Annotated in this window: 8 protein-coding genes; 6 read left to right on the top strand and 2 right to left on the bottom strand. The window is 41.6% G+C overall.

Annotated elements, in window-relative coordinates:
• Nucleotides 1-102 precede the first annotated feature (102 nt).
• From ACRD69_RS08700 to ACRD69_RS08675, 6 genes are read left to right on the top strand one after another with little or no spacing between them, the layout of a single operon-like run.
• A complete protein-coding gene (locus ACRD69_RS08700; RefSeq protein ID WP_430814683.1) occupies nucleotides 103-3,150 on the top strand; it encodes a SusC/RagA family TonB-linked outer membrane protein in 3,048 nt (1,015 codons plus the stop codon).
• Nucleotides 3,151-3,170: 20 nt separating this feature from the next.
• A complete protein-coding gene (locus ACRD69_RS08695; protein ID WP_430814682.1) occupies nucleotides 3,171-4,706 on the top strand; it encodes a RagB/SusD family nutrient uptake outer membrane protein in 1,536 nt (511 codons plus the stop codon).
• A gap of 60 nt (nucleotides 4,707-4,766) precedes the next feature.
• Nucleotides 4,767-6,347, top strand: coding sequence for a GDSL-type esterase/lipase family protein (locus ACRD69_RS08690; RefSeq protein WP_430814681.1), 1,581 nt, complete (start codon nucleotides 4,767-4,769; stop codon nucleotides 6,345-6,347).
• Complete coding sequence (locus ACRD69_RS08685) at nucleotides 6,340-7,227, top strand: alpha/beta hydrolase (RefSeq protein ID WP_430814680.1); 888 nt, start codon at nucleotides 6,340-6,342, stop codon at nucleotides 7,225-7,227. Before ACRD69_RS08690 ends, ACRD69_RS08685 begins: the two co-directional genes overlap by 8 nt.
• A 50-nt stretch (nucleotides 7,228-7,277) precedes the next feature.
• Nucleotides 7,278-10,355, top strand: a complete 3,078-nt coding sequence (gene lacZ, locus ACRD69_RS08680) for a beta-galactosidase, LacZ type (protein ID WP_430814679.1) — start codon at nucleotides 7,278-7,280, stop codon at nucleotides 10,353-10,355.
• A gap of 19 nt (nucleotides 10,356-10,374) precedes the next feature.
• Nucleotides 10,375-11,958 carry a glycoside hydrolase gene (locus ACRD69_RS08675; RefSeq protein WP_430814678.1) on the top strand — a complete coding sequence of 528 codons (1,584 nt, stop codon included), beginning with the start codon at nucleotides 10,375-10,377 and terminating at the stop codon, nucleotides 11,956-11,958.
• 151 nt (nucleotides 11,959-12,109) lie between these two features.
• On the opposite strand, the gene ACRD69_RS08670 is transcribed toward ACRD69_RS08675, so the two are convergent.
• Both ACRD69_RS08670 and tnaA read right to left on the bottom strand, forming a co-directional pair.
• A complete protein-coding gene (locus tag ACRD69_RS08670; protein WP_430814677.1) occupies nucleotides 12,110-13,444 on the bottom strand; it encodes an MATE family efflux transporter in 1,335 nt (444 codons plus the stop codon).
• A gap of 166 nt (nucleotides 13,445-13,610) precedes the next feature.
• Nucleotides 13,611-15,005 carry a tryptophanase TnaA gene (tnaA, locus tag ACRD69_RS08665; protein ID WP_430814676.1) on the bottom strand — a complete coding sequence of 465 codons (1,395 nt, stop codon included), beginning with the start codon at nucleotides 15,003-15,005 and terminating at the stop codon, nucleotides 13,611-13,613.
• Nucleotides 15,006-15,338 lie beyond the last annotated feature (333 nt).

Here is a 15,338-nt window from a genome sequence, read left to right as displayed (position 1 = left end):
TTTTGTGTTGAATCTTGAATCTATAGGTTTGTAATTGTTAATTGACAAACAGGCAAACAAGATTTAAAGTCATTTTTAATAATCTAAAAATTCAAGCGTACTATGAAAAATATATCCAGACACTATTATGTGTCGTTGGTGATTGCGCTGCTTAATATATTACATTTTCCATCGGTTTATGCCCAGGAGACGATAAATATAACAGGTAAGGTGCAATCAGGCAATGAAATGCTTCCTGGTGTTTCCATTGTAATTCAAGGGACTACCACCGGAACAATAACGAATATTGACGGAGAGTATTCCATACAGGCGAGCTCAACAGATATATTGGTATTTAGTTTTGTTGGTTTTAAATCTGTTCAGGAACCAGTGAATGGACGAAATATCATTAATATTAATCTTGAAGAAGAATTGACCGAGTTAAGTGAGGTGATAGCCATCGGTTATGGCTCGGTTCAGAAAAAAGATCTGACAAGTGCGATTTCTACCGTAAAGGGAGATGAACTGGCCAAGCGAAATGTAGCTAATGTTTCACAGGCATTACAAGGGCAGTTGGCGGGTGTTCAGGTATCATCCAATGGCGGTTCGCCAGGTAGTGAGGCCTCTATCCTAATTCGTGGTATTTCGACCATTAATAATAATAATCCATTATATGTGGTTGATGATGTACCTATGGACGATATAAGCTGGTTAAATCCTAAGGATATTGAAAATGTCCAGGTTTTAAAAGATGCATCAGCCAGTGCTATTTTTGGATCCCGTGCTTCAAACGGGGTTATTGTGATCGAAACCAGGAAAGCAAAAGATGGTCGGACAACTATCTCCATTGATGCTACCTATAGCATACAGGATGCAGCTAAAAAGCCTGATATGGCTGATGCTACAGAATATGCTAAGATTGTCAATAAAGCAGCCACCAATTCAGGTTCAGATGCACCTTTTGCCGACCCTGAAGCCTTTGGGAAAGGCACCGACTGGTGGGATGAAGTGACACAACTGGCACCCATTCAGAACTATTCACTCAGTATTAACAAAGGGACTGAAGATATGAAGATAGCCTCTGGATTCTCCTATTTCAACCAGGACGGATTGGTCAAAGGGGGAGGTTATGAGCGTATCACCATGAAATTGAACACCGAATATAAACTGGCCAAATGGTTAACGGTGGGTCAAAACCTTAGTTTGAGTAAAGATAAGACTGATAACGGCCCCAATTTAGTATGGGATGTACAACGCGTAGAGCCTAATGTACCAGTTTATTTACCTGATTATGAGCAGGAAGGCAAAAATAAATACAGTATTTATCATCCTACTTTGTACACCGATGTGCCCAACCCTATGGGAACATTGGCACGTTCGTTCAGTGAAACAGATTACCTGAGAACTATTGGTAACATGTTTGCTAAATTCGATTTTGGCCATGGCATTACAGCTGAAAGTAAGTTTGCTTTTTACCTGAGTGAGTGGGAAGATAATGACTTTGGTCCCACCTATTTTATTGAATCCACAGATTATAACAATGAGAATTGGGTAACACGTAGTCATAATAATCGAACACAATTTACCTGGAATAATCTGGTACACTATACTAAGCAGTTGAATAAGCATAAGCTGAATGCCACAGCGGGTATGACCATGGAAAGTGATGAAAATCGTTATCTGTATGGTGAAGGTTACAACGCTCCTAACAATCATCCTGATTTAAGGTATATCGATTCTACCGAAGACACCAAACGTTTTGCTTCAGGAAGTAATAATAAAAGCACACGTCAATCGTTTTTAGCGCGAGCCAATTACTCTTTCGGTGACAAGTATTTACTAACCGCTTCTTTTAGAGCTGATGCTTCATCTCGATTTAACAAAGAGAATCGTTGGGGATATTTTCCATCTGTTTCAGGAGCCTGGAACCTGGCAGAAGAAGATTTTATGGAAAACGTACAATGGTTGAGTCAGGCTAAGTTAAGAGCCGGATGGGGACAAGTGGGAAATGATAACATCAATAACGATGCCTTATTAACCACATTAGGGCGAACAGTTTATGTGTTTGGAACCGAAAGGGACATTAATTTGGGGCAGGCACCGGCATCGGTTGGTAATGCAGATTTACAATGGGAAACAGTTGAAGATATGAACATTGGAGCCGACCTGGGTTTCTGGAATCAGCGTTTAACAGCATCGGTGGATTATTTTGAACGACGTTCAAAAGATATGCTGCTGGCCACGTCAATTCCTTATTACCTGGGATCAGCATGGAGTACGCCATATGCCAATATTGGTACCTTGACCACTAAAGGTTTTGAAATAATACTAACGTACCGAAAGGAATATGCTTCAGGTTTTAGAATGACGCATTCATTGAACGTATCCAAAGCCAGTAGCAAAATTACCAAGCTGGTTGAAGGAGAAGCCATTTGGAGCGGTAATCATCAACGTCTTGAAAATTTAACCCGTACGGTTGAGGATGGTGTTGCCGGTGAATTTTACGGTATGGTAACCGATGGTATTTTCCAGAATGAAAGTGAAGTCATTAACTATACAGATGAGTTTGGAAATATATTGCAGCCACATGCTCAACCTGGAGATATGCGTTTTAAGGATGTGAATGGTGATGGACAAATAAATGCCGATGACCGTGACGTGATTGGTAATCCTGAAGCAGATTTTACCTTCGGTGTTAATATGAACTTTGGGTATAAGAATTTTGATTTGAGCATGTTATTCACCGGCTCGTATGGAAACGATGTGCTCAATGCTGTTAAGCCATATGCCGGAACAGGAAGTGAGCGTTACAACTCCTTTGCCGGATTACTGGAAAAAGCATGGGATGGAGAGGGATCAACAAATACGCAGCCGCGCCTGGCCGCTGTTGATAATAACAACAACTTCATCTATTCAGATTACTATATAGAAGATGGTTCGCACCTGCGTTTAAAGTCGTTACAACTTGGCTATAGTCTACCCAAAAGCTGGTTGGATCGCGTGCAGATAAGTAATGCCCGCTTGTTTATTGGAGGCGAAAACCTATTTACACTGACCAGCTTTGACGGTCTGGATGTGGATTTAGGCGGTAGTGCACTGGAAAGGGGCATTGATTGGGGACAATATCCTTTGCCTCGTATTTTTATGGTGGGAGCTAACATTTCTTTTTAACCTATTGAATAGCAAGAATGATGAGACGAAATAATCAACTTATTATAATATTTAGTGTATTGGTCGTTTTATGGTCCTCGTGCAGCGACTTTTTAGAACAACCGATACAGGGTAAGCAAGTGTTAGAAAATTACTTTGCTAATGAAGATGAGTGTTTAAAAGCCCTTTCGGGTTGTTATGCATCCCTTAGCCCCGAAGACTGGTGGGAGAATGATCTCTTTTACCTGGTGGGCGATATTTGTTCAGATGATGCTTTTAAAGGCAATTCACTGGAAGGTGACCAGCGTGACTTTGGTGAGTTGGCCCGCTTTAATATCACTCCACAGAATGAATGGATACAGTACAAATGGCAGTATGCTTATGAACAGATCTATCGTTGTAACCTGGTGATAAAAAATGTACCAGATGCACCTGTAAGCGACGATTTTAAAATGCGTGTTATTGCAGAAGCCCAATTTCTCAGGGCCTTTGCTTATTTTGAATTGGTAAAGAATTTTGGTGATGTGCCACTTTTACTAGAGCCATTAACTGTAAATGACCCCAAGCAGGAACGCGTGTCTGCTAGTTTGATCTGGACGCAAATAGAGCAGGATTTAAAAGATGCGTCAGGTGCATTACCAGAACGTTCAGAACAAGGGGCTTCAGATATTGGCAGGGCCACTAAAGGTGCAGCTTTGGCTTACCTGGTGAAAGCATATGTTTATCAGGAAAAATGGAATGAGGCTGAGCCATTGGCCAAACAAATTGTTGAAACAGGTGAATATAATCTTAACGATCCGTTTACAATGGTTTGGAGTATTCATAATCCCAATGGCAACGGTTCTCTTTTCGAAATCCAAACAGTGTTTGATAATGTATTGGATGCAGGTACGGTATTGCCAGTCTTCACACGCAGCCGCGCCGATGGTGGTTGGGGTTTTGCCACACCGTCGAGCCATCTGGATAACTTCATGGAAGGTGATCCGCGCAGAAACGCAACCATTATTAAACATGGCGATTACGTTGATGAGGATTATCCTGATTATGATACCCAGTTGTCAGAAAATGAGACGGGACGAATCAATCGTAAATACTGGATCGCCTGGAACGATCGACCATCTCAATCGGAGCATACACGTACGCCGCTTAACCATATTTTATTCCGTTATGCCGATTTATTATTGCTACATGCTGAGGCTGCCTGGCACAATAATAATGAGAGCGAAGCTATTGCCTCTGTAAATTTAGTGCGACAACGGGTTGGTCTGGCAGGTATCAGTTCAACCGGTGAGCAGTTGCTGATGGATATCTACATGGAGAGACGAATGGAACTCGCTCTGGAAGGTCATCGGTATTACGATCTAAAGCGTCAAAAAGGCATCAGATATCCCAATTCATCGCGCCTGAAAGAAGTGATGGAAGATTTCGTGGCATATAATCTTGGCGCCAATGACGATTATGATGCCGGCAATGCCAAAGGTGAATTATTTGATGAGAATGTACACCTTTTATTCCCAATTCCTCAGGCAGAAATAGATCTGTCAGACGGGACATTAACACAAAACAAAGGATATTAAAAGTGCGGACCCTCAGTCCTGCAAAAACAGGCTGAGGGCTCTTACTTAGTTTTTGGATAGATGGAAATTAAAATGAACTGGCATATATTTTTTACAAAGGTTATGCTAATTGTTTTGCTGTCCAGCTCGTGCAATGACGACAATATAAATGCTGGAAACAAGAACGAGCGTATAAAAATACAAGTGACACACCCTGATTTACAGTACAGTGGTCGCTGGCAAATAAATGAACACATTGCAAGTGCCAGTGCTACGGGTAGTTCGGTTAAGATAGCATTTAATGGCACCGGTTTATCGGCATTGCTGTCAAGCGATAACTATGATGGTGACGGCTTTAGTTACTTATATGTAATTATTGATGGTGATGATAGTATAGATAAGCGTAAGGTTATTCGATTGAATGGTATTAAACAATTCTATCCAGTAGTATCGGATTTGCCCATGGGGCATCATACGGTCGAAATTGTGAAGAAAAATGAAGCATGGGGAGTTGTTCACCTGCACGAATTACAGATGATCGGTAACAGAGTTGTTGGTTTGGAGCCAAGGGCAGAACGCCTGATCGAGTTTATTGGTGATTCCAACCCATCGGGCTGGAGTGCCTGGGATGATAAAGATCAGGGAGGAGATGATGCCACTGACGGTTATTATGCCTATCCTGGCTTTACAGCCCGGGGCCTCGATGCTGAATGGGTAAACCTTTCGGTGGGAGGTTTTGGTGTAACAGAAGGCATGGGTGATAAAGACTTGACTGATTATCACGATAAAATACATGTGTATCATCAAATCAATGAGAATACCTGGGATTTTGAAAACAACAACCTGGGCAGAAAACCCGATGTAGTGGTCATCAATCTTGGAGCCAATGACTATTGGAATGGAGCTGCAAAGGCAGATATTAAATCATCGTGGAAAAAACTGTTGACCACGCAGATTCGTCCGGTGTATCCCAATGCGCATGTGGTGTTTGCCAATTCAATTGGCTGGGCAATCAACGAACCGGCCGATTACCTTGATGAACTGACGCAGGAACTCAATGCTATGGGCGAAAGCAATGTGTCGTTTGTGAAATTTCCCTGGCTATGGGGACAAGATCATGCGATCATATCGGAACAAGCGGGTTTTGCCAATATCCTTGGTGCTCATATCGCTGAACAAATGGCTTGGGAATGGACTCCCGTTTCATATAGCTCCATACCTCTGGAAAAAGGACGGTTGGGTAATGCTTCGTTTGAAAAGAACCTGTTAGGGCCGCGTCCTGATGGTTGGCGACCGATCAATGTCGATACCAATGCCAGCTATCAGACCGGAAGTGAAGCCAAAGATGGCAATGCCTTTGTTCGGTGCAAGGCCAGCGACGGTGTACATCAGGCAGTGTTAGCTGAAGAGGGTGATGTATTCACAATTTCGGTGTGGGCCAAAGGCGAAGGGATTGGATTGTTACAGTATCGTTTTCGTAACCAGAGTCAAAGTGTGTTGATACAGGCTACAAATGAAATGGAAATGACTGAAGACTGGCAGAAAATTGAACTCACAACTCAAGCAGCACCGGCTGGAACATGGCAAATTGATGTAGTGTTGCAGGCAGCTGATAATGCAGTGGTTGATTTTGATGCCACTAAAATCGGTTTAAATGATTAATAAGATAGAAATGTTGAGGATAGCATTGTTTACCGGATTGCTTTTGCTGACAGGCATTACTTCAGCTTCCCAGGAGCTAAGGCCGCTATGGGCTGAAGACAAAATGCCCTATTCCAAAGCAAATGATTTGATTGAAGAAGAAAAGGAGAGTTGGGGAACGCGTTGTGTTTTCAACGTGGTAATTCCTCAATTGTACATTTATCCGGCTCAAGGAAAAAACAGCGGTAAAGCAGTTATTATTATACCCGGTGGAGGTTACGAGGTGGAAGCCATTTATCATGAAGGACATGATGTTGCCAGGGAACTGGCGAAGGACGGCATTACTGCCGCCGTGTTAAAATACCGCCTGCCATTGGCCGAGAGTTCAGATACACCGGAAAAATTACCGATCACAGATGTGCAACGTGCCCTTGAACTTATGCGTCAGTGGGCTGGACTATATGGTTTTGAAACTGATAATATTGGAGTGATGGGTTTTTCGGCCGGAGGGCATTTAGCAGCTTTTGCCTGTTCCAAAGTTCTGCAGCGACCCAATTTTTCACTCATCATTTATGGTTGTCCACGCTTGAGCGATGAAAATGTTGACTGGTTGGAGAATAAATTGTTTCACCGGACAATGACTGAGCAGGAGTATGATGAATTTAATATTCTTGAGCAGGTTAACTCTTCAACTCCGCCTTCATTCCTGGTGCATGCATTAGATGATAAGGTCTGCCATTACGAAGAGACCAGTGAGTATGCAGCAGCCCTGAGAAGGCATAATGTAGCATTTGAGTTACATACTTTTCCAGACGGAGGTCATGGCTTCGGTTTAGGCGATGAATCCAATGGAACAGACCAATGGATAGGTTTGGCTATTCGTTGGATCAAGAGACTTTAAGCAAAACTGGTGACGAATGGTATTTACAAATACTTTAAAAGACAGAAACTATGTACTATAGAAAAATGATTGTTCTCATCCTTTTAATAGGATTGTCTACTCATGTGGCGATCAGCAAGGATTGGCAAAATCCGGCTAAAGTCAGAGAAGGAAAGCGACAGCCCTTTGCCTGGTCGTTTCCTTATCGTTCATTAGACAAGGCCAAAGAAAATGATAAAACAAGCTCTGATTACTATCAAAGTTTAAATGGCACATGGTCATTTACCTGGTCTGTTAATCCCTCGCAGCGACCTGTCGATTTTTATCAGATGGCTTTCGATGTTACTGATTGGGATGAAATAAAGGTTCCTGCCAACTGGCAGATGGAAGGTTATGGCACAGCCATTTATACCAATGTGAAATACCCTTTCAAAATGGATCCGCCTAATATTCCGGATGAGTACAATCCGGTTGGATCCTATGTGCGTACTTTTACGATACCTGTTAATTGGGATGGAAGTCAGGTAATACTGCACTTTGGAGCAGTTAATTCGGCCATGTATGTGTGGGTCAATGGACAAAAAGTGGGCTACTCACAGGATTCCAAAACACCTGCTGAATTTGACATTACGCGATTCCTGAAAAAGGGGGAAAACAAGCTGGCAGTAGAAATTTATCGCTGGTGCGATGGCAGTTACCTTGAAGACCAGGATATGTGGCGCTTAAGTGGTATTGAACGCGATGTTTATTTATACGCATTACCGCAAACACATATTCGTGATTTCTTTGTGAAAAGTGGCTTAGATGCCAAATACAAGGAGGGAGTGTTTCAGCTGGATGTAGACCTGAAGTTGCAAACATCAGATTCTGAACTGGAGGTTCAACTAATTGATAATGCCGGAAAACTGGTTTATCAGGATGTGAGAAATGCTGATGGCAGCAAGCAAATCTTTGAATCAACTCTACCTTCAGTGGATATATGGAGTGCAGAGCTTCCTAACTTATATACCTTGTTCGTCTTGTTGAAAAATGACGCCGGAGAAACACTTGATGTCAGAAGTACCAAGGTTGGTTTTCGTAGCGTTGAAATAAAAAACAAGCAACTGGTGGTAAATGGGCAGCCGGTTTTATTAAAAGGAGTTAACCGACACGAGCACCACGAGGCTGATGGGCATGTGGTTTCAAAAGCTTCTATGTTGCGCGATATTACCCTCATGAAACAACACAACATCAATGCAGTGCGTTGCAGCCATTATCCTGTTGATCCTTATTGGTACCAACTATGTGATCAATATGGTTTGTATGTGATTGATGAGGCCAACATCGAAAGTCATGCTATGGGTTCACTATGGAATGATGGTTATAGTCTTGACAGAACATTGGGAAATAATCCTGATTGGAAACAGGCACACCTTGACAGAACAATAAATATGGTGGAACGGGATAAGAATTTCCCCTCTGTCATTATCTGGTCGTTGGGAAATGAAGCGGGTTCGGGACAAAACTTTGAAGCTACCGCCGCTTGGATTAAAGAGCGTGATAACAGCAGGCTTGTGCAGTATGAGCAGGCTTGGTTAGAGTCCTACACGGATATTGTATGCCCTATGTATTACAAAATTGAGCAGATGGAGGAGTTCCTCACTTTGAATGATCATCGTCCTATGATACAATGCGAATACAGCCATGCTATGGGTAACAGCAATGGTAACTTAATGGATTACTGGAAACTTATTCGCAAAGAACCACAGCTGCAAGGTGGTTTTATATGGGATTGGATGGATCAGGGAATTGAGCGGCAACTACCTGATGGAAAACGGTTTTGGGCTTATGGAGGCGATTTTGGTCCACAGGATGTGCCATCTGACGGCGATTTTTGTTTGAATGGACTTATTTTTGCAGATCAGACGCCCAAACCTGCTTTGTATGATGTTAAAAAGGTGTATCAGGATTTCTGGATAACTGCCACTGATCTTTCAAAAGGTAAATTCAATATCTACAATGAAAGCTTTTTCAGAAATACCGATGGGCTAGAACTCTACTTTGAAATTAAGGCTGAAGGCCAGGTACTTCAAAAAGGGATTGTTGATCTTAAAAAAGCAGTGAATCCTCAGGAGAAAAGAGCCTTTAAAGTCAAGTATAATTATGAATCAATTGAAGACACGGAATATTTTATCAACTTCTATGTCCGCACTTCTAAAGAACATGGTTTACTGGAAAAAGGATATGCTATAGCTGCAGAGCAATTTGAGTTAAGCGGTTTTAAACCAGCGATCAGGGAAGATTCTCAACAAGGTACTTTAACATTGTCTGAAGATGAGGCGAAGCACTATGTATTCGGAAAGGATTTTGCCATTGTTTTTGACAAGGCAACAGGTAACATAAGTGATTGGAAATTTCGTAGTCAGGATTTATTACGCCGTGGCTTGCAACCTAACTTCTGGCGTGTTCCTACCAATAACGATCGTGGAAACGGTATGCATCACCGATGCTGGGATTGGTATGATGTAGAGGCAAAACGCACCATAAGCTCCTTAAAGATTGAAAAGCTTGATGAAAGTGTAAAAGTTTCCACGACCTCAATGATAAGTGTTGGGGAATCAGCTTATGATGTTATTTATAACATCTATCCTGATGGAGCTGTTCAGGTACACGTGGATTTTAAAAAGGGTGCTGGTGAACTACCCGAATTACCACGCTTTGGTATGAACCTGGTGATGCCTGATGGCTTTGAACTAGTTGAATGGTATGGTAATGGGCCGCACGAATCATACAACGACCGCAGGAATGCCGTAATGGTGGATGTGTACAAAGGAAAGGTAAGCGATCAGCATACTCCGTATGTATGGCCTCAGGAGAGTGGTAACAAAACGCAGGTACGCTGGATGAAGGTAACGAATGAACAAGGACGTGGATTTCTCATTTCAGGCCAGCAGCCGCTGGAAATGAGCACGCATCATTTCACCATTGATGATCTGAACAATAACCTGACACACTATTACCAGATTCCTAAGCGGAATATTACAGAACTCAACATCGATTTAACTCAACGGGGTGTTGGTGGCGACAATAGTTGGGGTCATGATACACATGAAGCTTATAAACTGGTGGATAATGCCTATCATTACACCTTTACCATTTGTCCACTTTAGTAGCAGAAGAATGAATTTTATGAAACGAATAAAGATGATCGTAAAAATATATTTAGCAGTATTAATTGCTCTTACTTCCTGTGAAAAGGATAGCGGGGGGGAGCCCGGCGATTCGTCGGCACTGAATCTGACTATTCAAGCGGATGCAACCCGTCAGAAGATTCATGGCTTTGGAGCATCTGATGCCTGGAGTTGTCAGTTTGTTGGTAAGAATTGGCCCGAGAATAAAAAAGAACAAATGGCCGATTGGCTGTTTAGCAGAGAGCTTGATGGGGAGGGCCACCCCAAAGGCATTGGATTGAATACCTGGCGGTTTAATATTGGAGGAGGTAGTGCGGAGCAGGGAGCTGCAAGCGAGATTAAAGATGAATGGCGACGTGCTGAATCCTTTATGACCAGCAAAGGTGTTTATGATTGGAGTAAACACCAGGGACAAAGATGGTTTCTAAAGGCGGCGAAAGAAAGAGGTGTGAATCAGTTTGTTGGTTTTGTTAACAGCCCTCCTGTTAGTCTTACAAAAAATGGGAAGGCTTATTCTTCGGATAAAAATCATTACAATCTGGCAGAGGAGAATTATTCACTCTTTGCTGATTATCTGGCCGATGTTGCGTTGAAGGTTAAGGAACAGGATGGTGTCAGTTTCAAATACATCAGTCCGTTTAATGAACCGCAATGGGATTGGACCAATAAAGGGCAGGAGGGAACTCCTGCTCAAAATACTGAGATTGCTGCAGCAACAAAAGTAATAAATATGGCTTTTGAGCAGAAGAACGTTAATGCCATGCTTGAGATACCAGAATCAGCACAATTGAATTTTATGTATGAGAATGGTGGTAAATCAGGTCGAGGCTTCCAGGTTTATAGTTTTTTCGATCCATCATCTCCCGAATATCTTGGTAAACTGTCACATGTGGCCCCTAAAGTAGCGGCGCACAGTTATTACACCACCTGGCCGGTTGATGAAATGGCTTCGATCAGACGTAAGGTTAATGAGACCATAAAATCAAATCCTGAACAAGTAGAGTTCTGGATGAGTGAATATTGTGTATTAGAGAATAATCCGGATATAGAAGGTAACGGGCGTGATTTGGGTATGAAGACAGCACTGTATACATCACGTGTTATTTTTACCGATCTGGCCATTGCAAATGCCTCATCATGGCAATGGTGGTTGGCAATCAGCCCTTATGACTACAAAGATGGACTAGTATATATCGATTATAACAAAAACGATGGTACTATTTATGATTCTAAAACAATGTGGGCCCTGGGTAACTACTCCCGTTTTATCAAAGAGAGCATGCAACGTGTTTTGATCACAAGAAGTGATTCAAAGACGGACGAGCAATCACTTAATAGCATCATGTCGTGTGCATTTACTTCAGAAGATAAAAGCGAGCTTACTGTTGTTATTACGAATTATTTACATGCAGATGTGCCTGTAAAGGTTAATTTAAAGGGCGCAATGCTGTCAGGTAAACTAAAAGTTTACCTGACAGATGGAAAAAGTGGTAATAACCTCGCGTTTAAGAAGGAAATAGACCTGAATGAAGAGCTAACGATTCCAGCACGCAGTGTTGTAACGATTTCCAATGTGGACTAGTCTTAGGACGAATGCTTATTTTATGCTTAAAGGAAGTATGAAAGCATGTTAAGTGTTTTCATACATTTAGTAAAGCACTGTAAATATTAGAATAGTGAATCCAGTCAAGGCCTGTTTTTATAAAGCAGAGCCTTGACTTTATAAAACGATATCAATGTTTGACCACACCTTTGTATTTCCACCTTCCTGTGAAATAATAAATAAGTGAACCGGCAAGTCCCATGCTCCAGCCAATTGGTATAGCCCACCAGATACCGTTCACTCCAAAGTGTTTTGAGAGTACCAAAGCAAATGGAATACGTATGACCCAGAGTGAAAATAAGGTTATAAACATAGGGATAAGCGTATCACCTGCGCCGCGAAGTACTCCATGCATTACAAACATCGTAGAGAAGATCATATAGAATGAACTCACTATCACCAGGTAATTGGCCCCATGCATGATCACCGCTTCATCCTGGGTGAAGGCTTGCATCATGAATTCACCGAAGAAGATAACGGTAAGCATAACAAACAAGGATATTCCCCAGGCCATAAATAAGGTGGCTCTGAGTCCTTTTTTTATGCGATCAACCTTTCCGGCTCCCAGGTTTTGACCTACAAAAGCTGAAAGTGCGCTGGCCAGGTTAAGGGCCGGCATGGCAGCCAGAGCATCGATCCGGCTGGCAACGGAGAATGCTGCCAGTACATCGGTGTCAAAGTTATTAACAATGCGGATAAGTGCCATTATTCCCAATGCAACAAAGGTCTGCTGAAAACCGGTTGGTAAACCTATTCGGATACTTTGCATAAAAAGTTCCTTGTCGAATCGGAACTTTAATACATTGAATGATATGATCTGATGCCTTTTGTTCAGATAAATAGCTCCGGAAATAAACGCTCCAGCCTGAGCTATTAATGTGGCATAGGCAACTCCACTGATTCCCCATCCGAATACCACTATAAAAACGATATCCAGAACGATATTAACAATGGTTGCAATTACCATAAAATACAGAGGAGTCATTGAATCGCCCAGTCCGCGCAATATGGATGATGTTCCGCTAAAGCCAAAAAAAGCGATCATCCCCATCATAAACACATTGAAATAATCGGTAGCCAATGGAATGACATCTTCTTCCACATGGAGTAGCCTGAATATTTCTTCACTAAAAAAGATGCCTATGCTGGTGATGATAATTGAGGCGATGAATAAGAAGATATAGGTGGTGTCAATTGCTCTTTTAACCTTCTCAAGGTTTTTGGCACCAAAGTATTGACTGATAATAATGGTGGCACCACTTCCAATACCTATGACAAAAGCAATGAGGGCATAAAAAATGGGTGATGAGGCCCCAATGGCGGCCAGGGCTTCCTTGCCAAGGTAATTACCTACAATGACACTGTCGACTACATGATAAAGCTGCTGAAGCAGATTGCCCAACACCATAGGTAACGCAAATTTAAATATCAGTTTAGCTTCATTGCCTACGGTCAGGTCTTTCATGCAGGTGTTTCTTATTATTGTTGACAAGTACAACCAATTGAGGGTTGTTTTGGTTTACTCAATTGGCTTACAAAACAAGATAAAAAAAAGAGGGCATGCAAAACTAGCGACAAAAAAAGGCTGGCTCAAATGTGAACCAACCTTTAAGTGTGTGATTGAGTATATTTTATTCAGCTGTTTCTTTTACAGCAGGAGTTAACTCAACAGTGAAATGGCGCATGATTGGCGCTTCTTCCAAAATGGTATAACCGTTTGTAATCTCATTACGACGATCATATACATTCTTAAGAGCAACCGCAATGACATCCATATGGTTGTTAGTGTATACGCGTCGCGGTATAGCTAAACGAAGTAATTCAAGTGCCGGGTATCTGTTTTCACGTGTTTGCGGATCGCGATCAGCCAGTAAGGTTCCGATTTCAACACCGCGGATTCCAGCTTCCTTGTATAGTTCTATGGCTAGCGTTTGAGCAACGTATTCTTCTTTTGGAATATTTGGCAGAAAGCGTTTGGCATCAACAAAGATAGCGTGACCGCCAAATGGCTCCTGAACAGGTACACCAAACTCCTTCAATTTATTACCCAGGTATGCAACTTGTTTAATACGTGTTTCCAGGTAGTCGAATTCAGTACCTTCATCCAGTCCTTGGGCCAAAGCATTCATATCACGACCCGACATACCGCCATATGTAACAAATCCTTCGTAAATGATATTAAACTGGCTGGCCTTCTTAAATAAGTCTTCTTCGCGCAAGGCAATAAAACCACCCATGTTAACAATAGCGTCTTTCTTACTACTCATGGTCATGCCGTCAGCATAAGAATACATCTCCTTTACAATTTCTTTTATGCTCTTGTCTGCATACCCTTCCTCACGTAGTTTAATGAAGTAGGCATTCTCAGCAAAACGTGCCGAATCAAATAAAACACGAATACCATATTCTTTTGCCATGGCATAAACTTCGCGCATGTTTTGCATTGAAACAGGTTGACCTCCAGATGAGTTACATGTTACAGTAACAATGATCATCGGAATGTTCTCCTTGGGGTGTTTCTGCAATACGTACTCCAGTTTATTTAAATCAAGGTTACCTTTAAAGGGGTGATCAACTGTTGTGTTAAAAGCTTCATCGATTGTACAATCGATGGCAGTGGCTTTTCTGAACTCAATGTGTCCTTTGGTTGTGTCAAAGTGAGAGTTACCTGGTACCACATCACCTTCTTTTACTAATGCTGAGAACAATACATTCTCTGCAGCACGTCCCTGGTGAGTTGGTAAAAAGTAATCGAAGCCAATAATGTTTTTAATGGCATTTTTTAAGTTGTAATACGATGAGGCACCAGCATAGCTTTCATCTCCAAGCATCATGGCAGCCCACTGACGATCACTCATAGCGCCGGTGCCACTATCGGTTAATAAGTCGATAAAAACCTGATCGCTGCGAAGGTTAAATAAGTTGTATTTAGCGTCTTTAATCCACGCTTCTCTTTCTTCACGTGTACTTTTACGGATGGGTTCAACCATCTTAATCTTAAAAGATTCTGAAAAAGGTAATTCCATTGTATATGTATTTTTAGTTTTTTAGAAATAGCAGATGCTCATTATCGATAAATCAAAATGCCTGAATGCATTTATCATTCTGATAAGATTAAACTGAATCAAATAAAAAGTGAGGATTCCGTATCAACGGTATTAACAGGTGAATTCGTCGCGGTTTTTAATGTTTATAAAAACGCGATACGATAATGCGGATTGTATATAGTTATTCACCATTCTAAACTAATGTAGGTGCAAATGTAAAAAAGATATACAATTGACAAAAAAAAGTGGTGTTAAATTGTAAGGTATGTGTTGAAAATCATATTCAAAAACAGCTTTGTGCTTTGTTAATGG

It is taken from the genome of Carboxylicivirga agarovorans, assembly GCF_050589845.1.
Taxonomy (GTDB): Bacteria; Bacteroidota; Bacteroidia; order Bacteroidales; family Marinilabiliaceae; genus Carboxylicivirga; species Carboxylicivirga agarovorans.
Note: the sequence above shows the minus strand (reverse complement) of the source record. Positions and strands in the feature narration are given on the sequence as shown.

Excerpts from the sequence above, each read along its gene's own strand:
- lacZ (WP_430814679.1), top strand. The coding sequence starts at position 7,278 with ATGTACTATAGAAAAATGATTGTTCTCATCCTTTTAATAGGATTGTCT.
- ACRD69_RS08675 (WP_430814678.1), top strand. The coding sequence starts at position 10,375 with ATGAAACGAATAAAGATGATCGTAAAAATATATTTAGCAGTATTAATT.
- ACRD69_RS08670 (WP_430814677.1), bottom strand. The coding sequence starts at position 13,444 with ATGAAAGACCTGACCGTAGGCAATGAAGCTAAACTGATATTTAAATTT.
- ACRD69_RS08700 (WP_430814683.1), top strand. The coding sequence starts at position 103 with ATGAAAAATATATCCAGACACTATTATGTGTCGTTGGTGATTGCGCTG.
- tnaA (WP_430814676.1), bottom strand. The coding sequence starts at position 15,005 with ATGGAATTACCTTTTTCAGAATCTTTTAAGATTAAGATGGTTGAACCC.
- ACRD69_RS08690 (WP_430814681.1), top strand. The coding sequence starts at position 4,767 with ATGGAAATTAAAATGAACTGGCATATATTTTTTACAAAGGTTATGCTA.
- ACRD69_RS08695 (WP_430814682.1), top strand. The coding sequence starts at position 3,171 with ATGAGACGAAATAATCAACTTATTATAATATTTAGTGTATTGGTCGTT.
- ACRD69_RS08685 (WP_430814680.1), top strand. The coding sequence starts at position 6,340 with ATGATTAATAAGATAGAAATGTTGAGGATAGCATTGTTTACCGGATTG.